The organism is Rhodococcus sp. ARC_M6 (genome assembly GCF_022810305.1).
In the GTDB taxonomy this organism is placed as follows: Bacteria; Actinomycetota; Actinomycetes; order Mycobacteriales; family Mycobacteriaceae; genus Rhodococcus_F.
The window spans coordinates 19,501-34,698 of record NZ_JALGQH010000036.1; the positions used below are offsets into that span (position 1 = coordinate 19,501).

The 15,198-nt window shown below is 60.6% G+C and carries 16 protein-coding genes and 1 pseudogene; 8 read left to right on the forward strand and 9 right to left on the reverse strand.

The genetic code is table 11. From position 1 onward, the window contains the following. Positions 1-3 precede the first annotated feature (3 nt). Entirely contained in the window at positions 4-591 is a 588-nt protein-coding gene (locus tag MTX36_RS25785; protein WP_243622491.1) for a DinB family protein, read from the reverse strand. A 37-nt stretch (positions 592-628) separates the two neighbouring features. Between MTX36_RS25785 and MTX36_RS25790 the strand changes: the two genes are divergently transcribed. After that, positions 629-1,891, forward strand: coding sequence for a hypothetical protein (locus MTX36_RS25790; RefSeq protein WP_243622494.1), 1,263 nt, complete (start codon positions 629-631; stop codon positions 1,889-1,891). On the opposite strand, the gene MTX36_RS25795 is transcribed toward MTX36_RS25790, so the two are convergent. The 3 genes from MTX36_RS25795 to MTX36_RS25805 all read right to left on the reverse strand — a co-directional run bounded on the left by MTX36_RS25795 (position 1,872) and on the right by MTX36_RS25805 (position 5,873). Continuing rightward, on the reverse strand, positions 1,872-3,377 hold the full coding sequence (locus tag MTX36_RS25795) for a long-chain fatty acid--CoA ligase (RefSeq protein WP_243622495.1): 1,506 nt from the start codon (positions 3,375-3,377) through the stop codon (positions 1,872-1,874). The genes MTX36_RS25790 and MTX36_RS25795 overlap by 20 nt on opposite strands. Positions 3,378-3,416: 39 nt before the next feature. Then, on the reverse strand, positions 3,417-5,042 hold the full coding sequence (locus MTX36_RS25800) for an acyl-CoA dehydrogenase family protein (protein ID WP_243622497.1): 1,626 nt from the start codon (positions 5,040-5,042) through the stop codon (positions 3,417-3,419). 66 nt (positions 5,043-5,108) lie between these two features. Then, complete coding sequence (locus tag MTX36_RS25805; protein ID WP_243622498.1) at positions 5,109-5,873, reverse strand: PaaX family transcriptional regulator C-terminal domain-containing protein; 765 nt, start codon at positions 5,871-5,873, stop codon at positions 5,109-5,111. Positions 5,874-6,018: 145 nt separating this feature from the next. Between MTX36_RS25805 and MTX36_RS25810 the strand changes: the two genes are divergently transcribed. The 3 genes from MTX36_RS25810 to MTX36_RS25820 all read left to right on the forward strand — a co-directional run bounded on the left by MTX36_RS25810 (position 6,019) and on the right by MTX36_RS25820 (position 7,512). Then, a complete protein-coding gene (locus MTX36_RS25810) occupies positions 6,019-6,456 on the forward strand; it encodes a DUF6325 family protein (protein WP_243622500.1) in 438 nt (145 codons plus the stop codon). Next, on the forward strand, positions 6,453-6,743 hold the full coding sequence (locus tag MTX36_RS25815; RefSeq protein ID WP_243622501.1) for an SHOCT domain-containing protein: 291 nt from the start codon (positions 6,453-6,455) through the stop codon (positions 6,741-6,743). The genes MTX36_RS25810 and MTX36_RS25815 overlap by 4 nt, the downstream gene beginning before the upstream one ends. A gap of 127 nt (positions 6,744-6,870) precedes the next feature. Continuing rightward, positions 6,871-7,512, forward strand: coding sequence for a TetR/AcrR family transcriptional regulator (locus MTX36_RS25820; protein WP_243622502.1), 642 nt, complete (start codon positions 6,871-6,873; stop codon positions 7,510-7,512). Here the strand turns inward: MTX36_RS25820 and MTX36_RS25825 are convergent, their stop codons facing one another. The 3 genes from MTX36_RS25825 to MTX36_RS25835 all read right to left on the reverse strand — a co-directional run bounded on the left by MTX36_RS25825 (position 7,513) and on the right by MTX36_RS25835 (position 9,842). Beyond that, positions 7,513-7,968: a PAS domain S-box protein gene (locus MTX36_RS25825; protein ID WP_243622504.1), complete on the reverse strand. Its 456-nt coding sequence runs from the start codon at positions 7,966-7,968 to the stop codon at positions 7,513-7,515. It lies immediately after the preceding gene. 96 nt (positions 7,969-8,064) lie between these two features. Beyond that, a complete protein-coding gene (locus MTX36_RS25830) occupies positions 8,065-8,799 on the reverse strand; it encodes an ABC transporter ATP-binding protein (protein WP_243622505.1) in 735 nt (244 codons plus the stop codon). After that, positions 8,796-9,842: an ABC transporter permease gene (locus tag MTX36_RS25835; protein ID WP_243622507.1), complete on the reverse strand. Its 1,047-nt coding sequence runs from the start codon at positions 9,840-9,842 to the stop codon at positions 8,796-8,798. The genes MTX36_RS25830 and MTX36_RS25835 overlap by 4 nt, the downstream gene beginning before the upstream one ends. A 114-nt stretch (positions 9,843-9,956) precedes the next feature. Here MTX36_RS25835 and MTX36_RS25840 point away from each other — a divergent pair, with 114 nt between their 5' ends. The 3 genes and pseudogenes from MTX36_RS25840 (at position 9,957) to MTX36_RS30325 (ending at position 13,150) form a co-directional block, all read left to right on the forward strand. Then, positions 9,957-11,159 (forward strand): sensor histidine kinase, encoded by a 1,203-nt coding sequence (locus tag MTX36_RS25840; protein ID WP_243622508.1) that lies wholly within the window; start codon positions 9,957-9,959, stop codon positions 11,157-11,159. Beyond that, the gene (locus MTX36_RS25845; RefSeq protein WP_243622509.1) at positions 11,156-11,773 is read left to right on the forward strand and encodes a response regulator transcription factor; all 618 of its coding nucleotides are present in this window, start codon (positions 11,156-11,158) and stop codon (positions 11,771-11,773) included. The genes MTX36_RS25840 and MTX36_RS25845 overlap by 4 nt, the downstream gene beginning before the upstream one ends. A gap of 136 nt (positions 11,774-11,909) precedes the next feature. After that, positions 11,910-13,150: pseudogene (locus tag MTX36_RS30325) on the forward strand (DUF222 domain-containing protein). A gap of 80 nt (positions 13,151-13,230) precedes the next feature. Here the strand turns inward: MTX36_RS30325 and MTX36_RS25860 are convergent. Then, on the reverse strand, positions 13,231-13,635 hold the full coding sequence (locus MTX36_RS25860; protein WP_243622513.1) for a hypothetical protein: 405 nt from the start codon (positions 13,633-13,635) through the stop codon (positions 13,231-13,233). 115 nt (positions 13,636-13,750) lie between these two features. On the opposite strand from MTX36_RS25860, the gene MTX36_RS25865 reads away from it, so the two are divergent. Continuing rightward, positions 13,751-14,692, forward strand: coding sequence for a proline dehydrogenase family protein (locus MTX36_RS25865; RefSeq protein ID WP_243622514.1), 942 nt, complete (start codon positions 13,751-13,753; stop codon positions 14,690-14,692). Between the two features lie 59 nt (positions 14,693-14,751). Here the strand turns inward: MTX36_RS25865 and MTX36_RS25870 are convergent, their stop codons facing one another. Beyond that, positions 14,752-15,195: an SRPBCC family protein gene (locus tag MTX36_RS25870; protein WP_243622516.1), complete on the reverse strand. Its 444-nt coding sequence runs from the start codon at positions 15,193-15,195 to the stop codon at positions 14,752-14,754. Positions 15,196-15,198 lie beyond the last annotated feature (3 nt).

The following is a 15,198-nucleotide window of genomic DNA, read 5'->3' on the forward strand; positions in this document are numbered from 1 at the left end:
GGATCAGGCGTGGTCGGCCGAACGGGCAACCTTTTCGAGGTGATCACAGTAGTCGGCCCACCACGCCTGATCGCTCGAACCGAGATTACTGTAATCGGGTCGCAGACCTGCACTGCCGTCAATCATTTCGCGAACGACGTCCGCGTGGCCAGCATGACGATGAATCTCAGCGACGACGTGCACGAGGATCTGATGCAACGTCACATCGCGGCGTTCCTCGGGCCACGGTTTGACCAAGCCCGGCGAATCAAGATCCAATTCGGAAATCGTTAAATCGGCGAAAACCCAAGCACGACGGTATGCGTCGACGATGTCCTCACGGGATTCCTCGGAGGTTGCCCACATATCCGCATTGGGCTCGTCCGAACGCAACCACGACGGAAGATCATGTACTGCCCGGCCGAAAACCGGACCGAAGTACCCGTACTCCACACCGATCATGTGTTTCACAAGTCCCAAGAGATTAGTGCCGGTAGGCGTCATCGGCCGTCTGATGTCGTACTCCGAAAGACCGTCGAGTTTCCAGAGCAAGGCATCACGAGCCGTCTGAAGGTAACGCTGCAGATCCGCCTTGTCCTGAGTTGTCGTCATATCCGCCAGTGTTACACCTACCGAGGGGAACCAGCAGATGACTGCGGTCGAGGACCTGGCCGAGGTTGCATCCCGCGCCGTCGCGGCTGAAAGTGAGGCGCGCTCGGTCCGGTGGCAGAGCCGAACCGCCGTGCAGAAAGCGGCGATGTCGGTTCGGGCTGCGTTGGACGACGAACGCTCGGCACTGAGCCAGCCGACGTACAGCGGCCTCTCTCCGTCGCCGCACATGGCCCGTCAACTCGAGTTGATCACCCGTCTCCAACCACCGTTGCCGGCCGAACCTACCATCGGCGCCGCAGCCCAAGCAGAAGCCGACGCAACCGCTGCGGTCACGACGGCACGGATCGCCTTGCGGGCAGCGCATCTGGCAGTCCTCGAAGCGCGAGTGGCCGCACTCGACGCCGGTGATACCGACGACGTTGCCGCGGCAATTCGCGGCTATGTCCCTCTCGCAGCGGGGAATCCGGCTGTGCGGCACTTCCAGGATCTCGGCCGGCGAATCGGCGAGGAATTCCGGCATGTCTTTGTCGGCAAACCTCGATCCATCGCATTCCGGCTGGGACTGAGTCTCGGACTCGGTTTCGGCTACCTCGCGTTCATCCGTATCTTCCAGTGGGACAGCAAGGAAGACCGCCTCCCCTACCTTGCGCTGTACGCGTTGTCGGGCGTCATCGGAAGCGTCGTGTGCACCAACGCCCTGAGTTTCGACGCTGCCCGCGTACGGGCTGCGCTCTCGGGTGGCACTCGCTTGTGGCATGTACTGGTAGCCAAGAACATCGTCATGCTGATCTTCGTGGGTGCAGCCGGATTCCTGCTCAGCGCAGTCCTGTCGTGGCGGGCCGGAACCAGCACCGAATTGGTGAAAGCCTGCGGACAGGTCCTGACGATGATCCTGCTCTGGCTCGGTGTGGCCAACGTGATGTCGGTAGTCTTTCCGCTACGTGCCGAACCGATGCTCGAACGCCGCTACGACGGCACCTGGAAGCCGTTTCTCATGTCCTTCGCCATCTCGTACGGCGTCGGCCTGATCGTCAATCTCATGCTCTACTGGCGTGTTTGGGCTAAGACAACTCTGCTCGAGCAGATGGGCGGACCGTGGATTCCGGTGGGCATGCTTATTGCGAGCGCCGCCGCGACCTGGCTACTGCTGACCGTGATGGCCGTGTTGCTGGCCGAACAACCGCGGTTCCGCCGGGCGCTACAGCGCGAGATGATCGTCTACCGCGCCCGTAGCGCTCAGGAACCCGTCTCCGTCACGGATCCTGAGCGCAGAGCGGGTATCAGCGAGCCGAGACCGTAAGATCTCGGAGCGCGTTCTTGCGTACCTTGCCCGTCGCCGTCGTCGGAAGCGCCTCCAGGAACTCGACTCTGGTGGGAATCTTGAAAGTCGCCAGGCGTTCTCGACAGAATTCGATGACGTCGGATTCACTGAGTTCCGCATTGTCCACGAGAACCACGAAAGCCACCGGCGTCTCACCCCACTTCTCGTGCGGCGCAGCAACTACAGCCACGTCACGCACCTGAGGCATCGAGGCGATCACCAACTCCACCTCGCGGGAGTAGACGTTCTCGCCTCCACTGATCAGCATGTCCTTCTTGCGATCGACCAGCGTAATGAACCCGTCCTCGTCCACACGGCCCATGTCGCCGGAGTGGTACCAACCGCCGCGCATGACCTCTTCGGTCTCCACTGGACGCATCCAGTATCCGACGAACACATTGTCACCGCGAACGAGCAACTCTCCGACGGTTCCCACCGGCACGTCGTGGTCCTGTTCGTCGACCAACCGAGTTTCGATGCCGAACAGTGCCCGACCGATGGATCCGGCCTTCTCGCGAATCGACTCGGCCGGAAGCAACGCCACCGACGGCGCGCATTCCGTCATTCCGAAGCCCTCCTGGAACGGAATGCCCAGCTCGGCAAAGTACTCCAGCACCGCCATCGGCGCCGGCGCACCGGACGACAGTGCCGAGTCCAGCGAGGACAGATCGTATTCCGCGAGATTCGGAATCGACATGATCGCTTGCCACATGGTGGGCACCAGCAGCAGTTGCGTCGCACGTTCCGACTGCACCAAATCGAGAACCTTGACGGGATCGAACGCAGGCAGGATCACGTTGGTTCCGCCGACGTAGATGAACGGCAACGTATGCAATCCCAGCCCGCCGATATGGAACATCGGCAATGCCGTGATGGTGACATCGCGTTCGCGCAATCCAAACGACGCCGTCACTGCCGCAGCGTTGGCACGCAGATTTTCGTGAGTGAGCATTGCGCCCTTGGGGTGCCCGGTCGTGCCCGAGGTGTACATGATCACGGCGACGTCGTGCCGCTTCGCCTGCGGATGTACCGGCTCCGGACTTGCGGCGGCCAGCAGGGTTTCGTACTCGTCACCGACCGTGATCACATCTCGAATACGTACTCCCGGCTGCGTCAACGCGTCCGAAACCTGCGGGAACATCGGATGCACGAACAGTGTCTGTGCCCCGAGATCGGAGAGGACATAACCGATCTCGGGAGCCGTGAGGCGGACATTGATCGGTGTGAAGATAGCCCCGATCTTCGCGCTGGCAAAAAGAATCTCCAGGCATTCCACCGAGGTCGCGACTACGGCCGCGATCCGGTCGCCGGCCCGGATCCCGATTCCGTCACGGAGATGATTGGCCAGTCTGTCTGTGCGCTCGTTGAATTCGCGATACGTCCAGGATTTTCCCGCAGAGACAAACGCTGTCTTGTTGCCACTCAACTGAGCTCGACGGACTGCCCAGTCACCGATTCCCTGCATTGATCGACTCCTTTTTCTCAAAGTGTGCCTGGAGATCTGTCAGACCTTCGGGGTAACGCGATCGAGAATTGCTGCGAAATCTACACTGCGCGGAAGAGTTCCGTAGACGCTTCCGCGATCACCGTTCAACCGGGTGGCGATGAATGCGTCGGCTACAGCCTGATGCCCCTGGCGGACAAGCAGGGATGCCTGCAATACCAGTGCCATCTTTTCGATCACTCTGCGCGCCAGCACTTCTGCGCTCGCCACATCGGCAAGCTCAACGCGGATTTCACGCACCGTCCGCGCGATGCTCGGCTCGTCACCCGCCAACTCGACCTCGGCAAAGAAGGCTTCGACTGTTTGTGGGCTCTTGTTCATCGCACGCAGGACGTCGAGGGCGGCAACGTTGCCACTGCCTTCCCAGATTCCGTTGAGCGGCGACTCGCGGAACAGACGCGGCATCTGCGATTCCTCGATAAATCCGTTGCCACCGAAGCATTCCAGCGATTCCGCAGCATGTGCCGGCCAGCGCTTGCAGATCCAGTACTTGCCGACAGCCAGTGCCAGTCGCAGGAATTCGGCTTCGGCTTTGTCTCCGCGGGTGGAGCGGTCGTGAGCTCCGGCCAGTCGCATCATGAGCAGCGATGCAGCTTCCGACTCTATTGCCAAGTCGGACAGTACGTTTCGCATCAAGGGCTGGTCAATGAGATAGCTTCCGAATGCCTTACGGTACGTCGCGTGGTGCGCTGCCTGCGTGACTCCGCGGCGCATTCCGGATGCCGCACCGATCAGGCAATCCAAGCGCGTCATGTTGACCATCTTGATGATGGTCGGAACCCCGCGGCCCTCTTCGCCGATCCGCCAACCAATCGCGTTCTCGTACTCGATCTCACCCGAAGGATTCGAGCGATTGCCCAGCTTGTCCTTGAGCCGCATCAGACGAATGTTGTTGTGGGTGCCGTCGGGAAGTACTCGGGGAACCAGGAAGCAGGTGACGCCGGAATCCGTCTGCGCCAGAGCAAGATACAGATCGGCCATGGTTGCCGAGGTGAACCATTTGTGGCCGACGATCAGGTAGCTGCCGTCGAACTGGCGCGTCGCACGGGTGGTGTTGGCGCGGATGTCGGAACCGCCCTGCTTCTCCGTCATCGACATCGTCGCCAACAGTCCGGCCTTGCTCAGCGGCGCTTTCAGGCCAGGCTCGTAAAGCCGGTTGGACAGCAATGCTTCGTAGGTGTCCGCCAACTCCGGAGTGTCGCGCAGCGCCGGAATTGCGGCGTACGTCGCGGAGATCGGGCAGGTGTGGCCGGCCTCGACATTGCTCCAGACGTAGAACTTTGCCGCGCGTGCAACGTGACTTCCCGCGCGGTCGTCACTCCACGGGGATCCGTGCAATCCGTTGGCGACTGCCGTCGACATGAGGTCGTGCCAGGCCGGATGGAATTCGATGTCGTCGATCCGGTGACCGAAGCGGTCGTAGGGCTTGAGGATCGGCGGGTTCTCGTTGGCGAGGCGCCCCCAGTCCTGTACCTTCTCGGTCCCCGCCAGGATCCCGAGGTCGTTGACCTCGTCCGTCGCCCACCCGGCGCCCTCACGAAGCAGTCCGTCCAGCAGCGTCCGATCGTCCGCGACGTTGTGGCCGAGAAGGGGGTTGGCCTGATTGAAAACCTCATGTGTCTGCATGACTGTCTCCTTCGACTGTTTCAATGGACATTACAGATTCAAAACAGTCGATGTCAATATGCAATATTAATCCTCGCCACTGCCTCCGACCTCGGGAATTGCAACAAACTCCTCCTGATAATTTGCCCACGCCAAGTGCACTCGCGCCGCAGACCACGCCGGCGGCAACATCTCGGAAGGCAACACCGGATCGGTCAGCAGGTGCCGCACGATTGCCGTCGCGACCGTGAACCGATCCACCGTCGTATCGGCTACGTCCATCAGAGCCAACAGACGACGCGACTCCGCGTCCCATCCCTCGAGGTCCCACAACTGCGCAACCAACGCGGCGCCGTCCTCCGTCGGAACAGCGCGAAATCGTTGCACCGGCTGATCGGCCAAGTCCAACGGTCGAATCAGGTTCGCGGGCCGCATCCACACACCTTCACGCAATTCCGCCAGGCGCAATCGCGAAAGCCGAGAACGCAGAATCGCTCGATCGCCCGGATCACGACCGACCCCCGTCACCACCACGATTTCCCAGTCCCCGTCCCACGGACGGGTCACCTGCTCGACCTCGTGCAGCACCCGCTGGCGGCGTTCCAGAAGCGGCGCACTCAACGTGAATCCGTCGTCGACGCGAATCAGATCACCGCCCGTAACCATTCGGCTGAGCGCAGCGCGCGCCGCCGACTCCTTGATGTCGAATGCGCCGGCAGCGCGAACCACCTGCGCGGGAGTGGGACGGGCTGGATGATTGCTGACAAGCAAACTCAGGATCACTCCGCGCGCCGTCAAACGCGGTAGATGTGACTCCAGGTCGAGCTCAGGGGAATGAGTGGTGCCGTCCACAGGTCGAAACTCCTTGGTGTTGCGAACGCCGTTGCCGACGCCCACGGACTATCGTTACTGACGATCATTCCAGCAGGCCGGATGCCGAACGAAGTCACCACACTCGTGAAAAACACCGACCCCCACGAAGGGCAAGAAGTAGCTGATGGCCAATCAAGACCAGTTCGGTCCAGTCGAGTACATCGCCGTCGAGTTTCCCGACGGCACAGTCACTGCCGACGGTTTCGAGCAGTTGCTCGCAGCCGTCGACAACGGAACCATCCGCATCCTCGATCTCGAGTTCGTCGCCAAGGCTGCGGATAGTTCACTGAGCGTGGTTCCGGCGTCGTCCTTCGACCCGGAAGATTTTGATCTGTCCCAGTTCGACGGTGCCGCTTCGGGACTCCTGGACGCGGCTGACATCGCCGCCGTCGGCGAAGACATCGCCGCCGGAAGTGTTGCAGCAGTGCTCGTCTACGAAGAGATGACCCTACTGCCGGTACTCGACGCGTGGGCGCGAGCCGGTGGCCGAGTGATCACCGAGGGCCACATCTCACTCGACGAGTTGGCAACAGCATTGAACGAGACGGAGAACGAAGCATGAGCTTCATCAGGCGAGCCAGCCGCGTAGCCGTCGCAAGTTCCATTCACGGAAATGTTCAGCGCCGTCAGCGAACCCGTTGGGCCGAGGCAGACCAGCGCGCAGCGGAGACTCAGGCCCAGCAGGTCCCGGTGGTTCAGCCGATTCCCGATCTGCCGCCGCTACCCGTCGCGGCGGAAATTTCCATGGACGCCAAGATCGAGCAACTCACCAAACTCGGCGAATTGAAGGCTGCGGGCGTCCTCACCGACGCCGAGTTCGATGCGCAGAAGGCTCGCATTCTCGGGTAGCCCAAGCCCCGAGAATTGATCAAGCAGACCACAAACGGCCCGAAATCTACTCTTTCGGGCCGTTTGGTCTGTCGACCTCGTTTTGTCCCAGTCGCTAGAGCTTCGCTCTAAAGCTAAGCTCCGATTCATGACGGGGGCAACAAGAATTACCGGGGATACTTCAGCGCGGACCAAGATCATCGAGGCAGCACGACGCGTCTTCATGAATCCTGGTTATGCGGCAGCGACCATCAAACTACTCGCCGAGGCAGCCGAAGTTTCGGTGCAAAGTGTGTACTTCGTCTTCGGCAACAAACCAAGTGTCTTGGCAGCAGTACTCGATGATTCGGTGAGCGGCGACGAGGCAAGGGTGAACACTCTCGATCGGCCTTGGGTGGCAGCCGCGCTCGGTGCTCCGCACCCGCTCGGGCAACTCCGAATTCAGGTACATCACGGACGGCTCATCCTCGAAAGAACTGCAGATATCCTGCTGGCTTTGCGGGCTGCCGCATCCGCCGACGAAGACGCAGCACTTCTCTGGCATATCAATCGCGAGCAGCGTCGAACTGTTCAGCAGCACCTCATGATCGGACTTGTCGAGAAAGCGCCGACCGTCAACCTCGAGACTGCGGTGAGTACTGCACTCAGCTTGTCGAGCGCCGAAACCTTTACCGATCTGGTGATCGATGCGGGCTGGAGCGGTCAACGCTACGAGGAGTGGGTAGTCGACACTCTCTCGGCAACCCTCGGCCTGGACCGGCAACCGAAATCCAGGCCGCGAAGCGGCTGATCAGCCGATCGGATTGTCCAAGGTGTGACGCGGGTTGTTCCACAGACGCTCGGTCAGATCGTGCAGAACCGCCAGCGTGATCGTGTCGTCGTCGCGGCGAAGCAACGACTGACTGACCGTCGCACGCACCAAAGTGCTGTCGGCGTGCACAAATTCCTTGATGGACCCCGGCTCCGAACTCAACTCGCGGTGGGCCTGCTCAGCACTGACGTCGTCGGCATCCTTGTCATACAGGATGTCCTGCAAACGCAGTGCTGAGACGGCCTTTTTGGGGTAACCCATCATGTCCGCGAACGACGGATTGGCAAAGACAATGCTTCCGTCACGGTGCACGGCCATCACCGGCACGGGCAATCTGTCGAGCAGGATCAGAGCCGGCATCTGCTCCAGATCAGCTATCGGTGATTGCGTCGGCGGCGCAACATTGCGGCGGCGTTCCATAACACGTCCTCTCATGTTGCCCAAGTCGACAACAGTCTAGCGTCCCAGCAAATGATCGGTTGTCTACCGGTTCCCCAGACGTGTCGGGGCATGACGACGCAGTCGGCGAGATCAGGCTGCGAACACCGACTGATCTGTAGTCAACGCTCCGTCGACCACCCGATAGACAACATCCATCCGATGCAGATGACCGCGATCGTGAGTGACGAGAAGGGTTGCCGCCTCACGTTCTCGCACCACCCCGATGATCAGATCCATCACTGCGGCACCACGCTCCTGATCGAGAGCACTCGTCGGCTCGTCGACCACGAGGAGTTGCGGATCGTTCATCAACGCGCGCGCAAGATTCACTCGCTGACGCTGCCCGCCCGACAGTTGCGCAGGCCGCTTTCCGCTCTGATCCGCCAATCCGACGGCGTCGAGCAAATCCATCGCTTTCTCTTTCACAGCCTTGCGCTGCGCCCGTGACGTGAACACCGACTGACCCAAATGTGCCATCACCTCGAGCTGTTCCAGAGCCGTCAACGACGACACAAGATTGGACTGCTGGAACACGATCCCGATCGAATTGCGTCGTAACTCAGACGCAGCCTTACGGCTGAGCGCAGCGATGTCGGTGCTGCCTTCCGGCGTACGGAAGTAGACGTGACCCGAATCCGGACGGATGAGCGTCGACGCCACCGCGAGCAGGGTGGACTTGCCCGAGCCCGACGGTCCGGTAATCGCCGCAATCTCGCCGCGGCGCAAGCTCAACGACACATTGTCGAGCGCCGTGATCCGCGACTGGCCGTCGGGGAAGGTGAGGTTGACGTTCTGGAGATCGAGAACAGTGCTGCCGATTGTCATCGTGTGCTCCCTAGGGCTGTGAGTGGATCTGTGGTCACGAGGAAACGGAGGGCGAACGCTGCGCCGACCAATCCGAGTCCGATGAGCGCCAATGCCGGGACCAACGTGGTCGAGAGACTCAGCACGAACGGCATCGCGCCACCCATGAGAGTTCCTGCGATTGCCGTCAATCCGATACCGATCGACACGCCGATCAGCAGAACGATGAACGCCTGACCCAAGGCATCGCGCACAAGCGAACCTGTTGTCGCGCCAAGCGCTTTCAGCGTCGCGACGTCAGGCATGCGCTGGATGGTCCACACCGTGAAGAACGCGCCGATCACCAGAGCCGAGATCGCGAAGAGCATGAAGGTCATCAGCGTCAACGAGCCGTTCTCAGCTGCGTAGGATCCGATGGCCTGGAGCGAACCGCTCACCGTCGTCGACGTAGTGCCCGCTGCAGAATTGATTGCCGAAGCGTCCGACGCTCCGGAAACCGCGAGGATTGTCGCTACCCCGCCGCGCGGATTTGCATCCTGCCAATCACCGAGTGTCATCCAGACAACAGGAGTGTGGCTGTACCAGTCGTCGCCGCGAACCGCAGTGACGGTGAACTGGTCGGCACCCACACTTATGCGGTCACCGGCAGCGGCGCCCAAATCGCGAGCCGCGCCTTCACTGAGGACAACCGTTCCCGGCGCACCCGGCGTCAAGTCACCGAAACCGCTGTCCGCACCGAACAGCGACACCGACTGCTGGTTGGAACCCACCAATCCTGCTTTTCCGCGGGCAATTCCCACCGGGTCGACAGTCTTTGCGCCCGCCGTCCAGGCCTTGAGCTGATCTGCGGTGATCGCCGATTCGTCGAACGACGCTCCCGAACCGGTATCGGCGAAAACGACGGTATCGGCCTTCATTGATTCGATGGCAGAAACGTTCTGATGACGGAGCCCAGCGGTCAAACCGCTGAGAAAACTGACCAGAAGTGCAACCATCAGAACCACTACCGAGATCAACGCGAAACGACCTCGCGCTGCTCGTAAGTCCCTCATTGCGACAAACACTGTGAATTCCTTTCCTGTGCTTGCCTCTACACTCCCGCTGATTCACACTCTTTCCATCACACCTCGGACGGACATCGCGGCCACCGAAAGTACGACTCTTCGTTACAACTTTCGATGGATGGCGACCGCCCGAATCTGGTTATGCTGGGCGGGATGCATCGATCACCGCTCACACCCGTCTTTGCCGGCCTTCAGCTCGGCCTGCATGTGCTTGTAGTCGCGCTGACCGGTGTCGTGTTCCTCCGGGCAATCGTCGACGAGTCCACACTGACGCCCTACATCGTTTCTCTGTCGGTGATCTTTGCCGCCGTCTACCTGTTCGGGGTGTTCAAGCGCCTGCGCGGCAATGCTGCACGCTGGTGGCTGGCCGCACTGACCTTGGTGTGGATAGTCCTGATGGCGTTGTCCGCCGAGGCTGCCTATCTCGTATTCGGTCTCTTCTTCCTGTACGTGCACCTTCTCCGACGACCCTGGAGCCTGATCGCAGTAGTCGTCACTACCGCGATCTCCGTGATCGGTACAGCCCTGCATCGGGAATGGTCGGTTGCGGGCGCGATCGGACCGATCATCGGCGCCGCGGTCGCCGTCGCGATCGGACTCGGCTATCAAGCGCTGTATCGCGAAGCAGCCGAGCGTGGTCGCCTCATCGACGAATTGATGAACACACGAGAAGAATTGGCAGCGACGTCACGGGAAGCCGGCAAGTTCGCCGAGCGCGAGCGGTTGGCGGCCGAAATTCATGACACGGTGGCACAAGGACTTTCAAGTATTCAGATGCTGCTGCACGCTGCCGAACGGGCCGATCCGGAAAGTCCCGCCATTCGACAGATCAGTCTCGCCCGTGAAGCCGCCGCCGACAGTCTCGCCGAAACCAGGCAGCTGATAGCGGAATTGACACCGGCAGCCCTCGACGGCCAGTCATTGGCTGACGCACTCGGCCGCATCTGCGAACGTGCGGCGAGTGCCGACTTGGAGGCTCACGCCGTTATCGAAGGTGACGCGATAGCGTTGCCGATGCCCCTCGAAGCCACCCTGGTCCGCATCGCGCAGGGCGCAGTAGCCAATGTGCTTCGGCACTCCGAAGCCACCAGGATGGCCGTGACCCTCACCTACTCCGAAGACACCGTGAGCCTCGATATCGTCGACAACGGAATCGGTTTCGACGTAGCGGCACTCGACCGGGGACCGGTCGAATCCTTCGGGCTCAATGCCATTCGACGACGCGTCCAACTACAGGGCGGCACCTTCGACATCGAATCCGAACCCGGCCACTCGGCCGTCACCGTAACTTTTCCCCTCCAAGACGGTGAAGAATGATCCGGTTGCTCTTGGCTGACGATCACGCCATCGTTCGCGCCGGCTTGCGCGCCTTGCTCGAGAGTGAAACGGACATCGAGGTAATCGGCGAAGCCGGGACAGCCGAAGAAGCAATCGCGTTCTGTGCCACCACTCCAGTCGACTTGGTACTCATGGATTTACGCTTCGGCGCCGGCAAATCCGGAGTCGACGCCACCCGCGCCGTCTGCGCCCTGCCGAACCCGCCCCACGTTCTGGTGGTGACCAATTACGACACCGACGCCGATATCCTCAGCGCCGTCGAGGCCGGAGCAAGTGGCTACCTCCTCAAGGACACTCCGCCTTCCGAACTGCTCGCGGCCGTCCGCTCCGCAGCGGCGGGAGACAGCGTCCTATCCCCCTCGATCGCATCCAAGTTGATGACCCGCGTCCGAAAGCCCGAAACCAGCCTCAGCCCAAGGGAGATCGAGGTTCTGAAGCTGGTTGCCGCCGGCAAGTCGAACCGCGAAATCGGCAAGGAACTATTCCTCAGCGAGACCACCGTAAAATCGCACCTGGTCCACATCTTCGGCAAATTAGGTGTGAAATCTCGAACCTCGGCCGTCGCCCGGGCACGGGAACTCGGCTCGATCTAAGGCTAATACGAGGATCGGCTCGACCCAGTTGTTCGATCGAATGCAATTGCATATCAACAACTCTCGAGAGAACTTTCTCGAAAACCTGTCCGAAATGTCTCTAGGAATCGAAATCCTGTTCGATGAGAATTAGCTCATGGAGAATCGGGAAGCGTGGCAACTGGACAGCGAGGGTCTCAAAGTAGAGGCCCTCGACCTGGTCCGCGCCCGCCACGGCCTGCAATCGCGCCTGGTGCACCTCGTTGTCGAAATGTTCACTCGTGACGCTCTTCCCGACACAGGCTTCCGCGCTATCGCCCAGTGGCTGCACCGATCCACCAACCTCGAGATCGGCGAATGCAGCCAACTGGTCAGCCTCGCACGGTTGTTCATGTTCGAACCCGTAGTCGCACAATCCTTTCACGACGGTGATATCGATATGCAGAAGGCACGGCAGGTGGCCCAGTTCTGCCAGCACCCACCCAAGAACATGCATACCGCGGACATCGAGAAGGCCCGCGACATCCTGCTGGACCTCGCTTCGAAGAAGGTTTCCGACTGCGACGGAAGTCCGAGCGGCCATCCAGCGTATCGAAAAGAAGTATGGCAATCGCGACGACGGAGTCCCCGTCGGGGAAGATTCTTCAGCGTAACGAGTTCTACGCCTCCAAAGGTTTGTACGGCCGCGTCAGCGTGAAAGGTGACCTCGACGCCGTCAGCGGTGCCCGGTTGATCGCGCTACTGTCCGGACTGTCGAAGCCGACTCCCGAAATTGACGGCGTGAAAGATGCTCGCACCCCGGCCCTTCGACGTGCCGACGGTTTCTGTGAGATGTTGCGCCGCTTCGAGATGGCTGGCCTCGGCCCCGTCGAAGGTGGCGTCAAACCGCACCTGACGATTACGGCTACTGCGAAAGACCTCACGGATCTGCAAGCTCTCAAGGACCTTTTGCCGTCCACCGAAGAACTCGGGTATGCGATCACCAACTGGGCCGGCCCCGTCAGCCTCGACAGTGCCCGCATGCTGGCGTGCGATTGCACGGTCACCCGAATCCTGCTCGACCAGAACGGTGTTCCGCTCGATCATGGACTCGACGAGCGAACAGCGACAGTCCCGCAGCGGCGAGCTTTGGCCGTCAGAGATGGCGGATGCGCTTTTCCTGGCTGCGGCACTCCGGCCGGATGGTGCGACGCCCACCATATTGTTCATTGGATGGACAGTGGCCCAACAGATTTCGACAACCTCATACTTTTGTGCGGTCACCACCATCGGTTACTGCACCACACCGAGTGGAGTGTCGAGATCGGGGATGATCGGAAAACCCGGTTCTATCCGCCGATGTCGGTGGATCCGTATCAGGTTCCGATATCGGGGAACAGTCCGCCGACAGCAGCCTGAACAACCGAATAGTCAACGGGTGCACCGGGGCAGAAACATGCCTCGGTGCACGGCGGCGTGCGAGAGTGAAAGCACCGTGATCACTTAGCTGTTGTATCAGTGGATGTTTCAGTCGGGGTTTCGGCCGGCTCAGTTTCTGCAGGCTTCTCGGCCAGCAGTTCGAACAGTGCACGGCGCGCTTCGGCAAGAACCGCCTCGGCCTTGGCCACCTGCTCGGGCGTTCCACCGGCGGCTACCGCGATAACGGCACCTCGGAGAAGTCCCATTTCCGGACGCAATGTTGCGCCGGATTCAGTGAAGTCCGGGCGGCCGAATCCACGATGACCAGAGCCTCGATGATCGGGGCGGCCGCGCCGGCCTTCGGGACGGCCTTCGAATCCGCGACCTCCGCGAGGTCCATGTTCACGGCGTCCACGACGTTCATGGTCACGTCCGCAATCTTCACGGCGTTCTTGCAGTTCTGGGTTGTTGTTTGGGGCGTACATGTTGTCCTCCTGGACGGTTTGTATTTACTTGACGTATCGACGATATATCGACAATAGATCGAACGCAAGGGTTGGAAGAATAATTCCCGGAATCTCACGAACGTAGGCTGAGGCCGTGAACAATGACCTGCAAGCTCAGGCTGCCGACGTACTTCGGCGTCTCGCGCTCGATGAAACGTTGAAAGCACGCACGATGGCGGACGCCACGTCGGCAGCACTCGCACGTCGAGTCGCCGATCGCTACGTCGCCGGCGAAACGATCGACGACGCCTTCGATCGCCTACCCGCAATCATTGCCCGCGGACACAAAGGCAGCATTGAATACACCGGAGAGAGTGTTCGCGATTCCGAACTCGCAAACTCCGAAACCGACGTATTCGTCGAAGTTGCAGAGCGCATCGGCACGACGGGCGTCGACAGCACGGTGTCCTTCGATCTCTCACACATCGGCCTCGTAGTTGATCCGGAACTGTGCTACAACAACGTCATTCGCCTAGCCGAGGCAACCGAGCGAGCCGGTACCGAGTTGATGATCTCAGCCGAGGGGTCCGATCGCACTGATCTGGTTCTCGATATGCATGCCCGGCTGGCAGAGCGATTTACCCACGTAGGCATCACTGTTCAGGCACGACTGCATCGAACCGCCGAGGACATCACGACTCTCCTGGGGCGTCCCGGCCGTATCCGTGTGGTGAAAGGCGCTTTCCTGGAACCGGATTCGATCGCTTATCCGCGCGGAAGCGCGCAATTGCGCAACGCCTACCTGAAGTACGTGTCACAGATCGTGGACGCTGGTCACCCGATTGCGATTGCAACGCATGATCGCGACATCATCGAAGCGGTATGCACAGAACATGATTCGGCACTGAAGGCCGACCATGTCGAGTTCGAAATGTTGCTGGGCCTCGGAACCGAGCAACTCGATGCTCTGAGCGCGGCGGGCTTCACCACTCGCGAATACGTGCTCTTCGGAACCGAGTGGTGGCTCTACGTACTCAATCGTATTGCCGAAGAACCGGAACGGGTCTACACAGCACTCATCGACGCTGCCGGCTGATCAGAACACCAGACAAAGCGGGCCGCACTCGATATGAGTGCGGCCCGCTTTTGTGGGTACTACTTTTCGAGAAACGCCTTGATGCGCGTCAGTGTGGTTTCGATACCGCTCTGCATCAGCTGATCTCGGCCCCGCCCCAGCACTCCACTTCCGGACAGAATTCGCACGTGGAGTGGCGCCGACGCAAAGACCTCGCGGGTCTCGGTGAGCAGGGTTCCCGCATCGGAGGGTTCCACGAGGAAAGTCCACCGAGCCTTCGACTCGTCCACTTCGAAGGAAAACTTCTGACCATCAACAACTTCAGTGACAGTGCAGCGAGTGCTCCAGCGAATCAGACCATGCTTGTTGGTGCCGATGAACTTCGCACTAACTGTCCCTGGCTTTCCGGAAGTCCACTTGCCGCCGGTGTTTTCGGGACTGAAGCGACCCATTCCTTCGAGGTCGCTGACCACTGCCCAGACCGCTGACGGTGTTGCCTCGATATAAGCGCTTGCGCGTTCCACCCG

What these genes read in the sequence shown, in the direction of transcription:
- MTX36_RS25795 (WP_243622495.1), bottom strand. Translation starts at nt 3,377, where the DNA reads ATGCAGGGAATCGGTGACTGGGCAGTCCGTCGAGCTCAGTTGAGTGGC.
- MTX36_RS25790 (WP_243622494.1), top strand. Translation starts at nt 629, where the DNA reads ATGACTGCGGTCGAGGACCTGGCCGAGGTTGCATCCCGCGCCGTCGCG.
- MTX36_RS25840 (WP_243622508.1), top strand. Translation starts at nt 9,957, where the DNA reads ATGGATGGCGACCGCCCGAATCTGGTTATGCTGGGCGGGATGCATCGA.
- MTX36_RS25815 (WP_243622501.1), top strand. Translation starts at nt 6,453, where the DNA reads ATGAGCTTCATCAGGCGAGCCAGCCGCGTAGCCGTCGCAAGTTCCATT.
- MTX36_RS25800 (WP_243622497.1), bottom strand. Translation starts at nt 5,042, where the DNA reads ATGCAGACACATGAGGTTTTCAATCAGGCCAACCCCCTTCTCGGCCAC.
- MTX36_RS25785 (WP_243622491.1), bottom strand. Translation starts at nt 591, where the DNA reads ATGACGACAACTCAGGACAAGGCGGATCTGCAGCGTTACCTTCAGACG.
- MTX36_RS25860 (WP_243622513.1), bottom strand. Translation starts at nt 13,635, where the DNA reads ATGTACGCCCCAAACAACAACCCAGAACTGCAAGAACGCCGTGAAGAT.
- MTX36_RS25845 (WP_243622509.1), top strand. Translation starts at nt 11,156, where the DNA reads ATGATCCGGTTGCTCTTGGCTGACGATCACGCCATCGTTCGCGCCGGC.
- MTX36_RS25825 (WP_243622504.1), bottom strand. Translation starts at nt 7,968, where the DNA reads ATGAGAGGACGTGTTATGGAACGCCGCCGCAATGTTGCGCCGCCGACG.
- MTX36_RS25820 (WP_243622502.1), top strand. Translation starts at nt 6,871, where the DNA reads ATGACGGGGGCAACAAGAATTACCGGGGATACTTCAGCGCGGACCAAG.
- MTX36_RS25810 (WP_243622500.1), top strand. Translation starts at nt 6,019, where the DNA reads ATGGCCAATCAAGACCAGTTCGGTCCAGTCGAGTACATCGCCGTCGAG.
- MTX36_RS25830 (WP_243622505.1), bottom strand. Translation starts at nt 8,799, where the DNA reads ATGACAATCGGCAGCACTGTTCTCGATCTCCAGAACGTCAACCTCACC.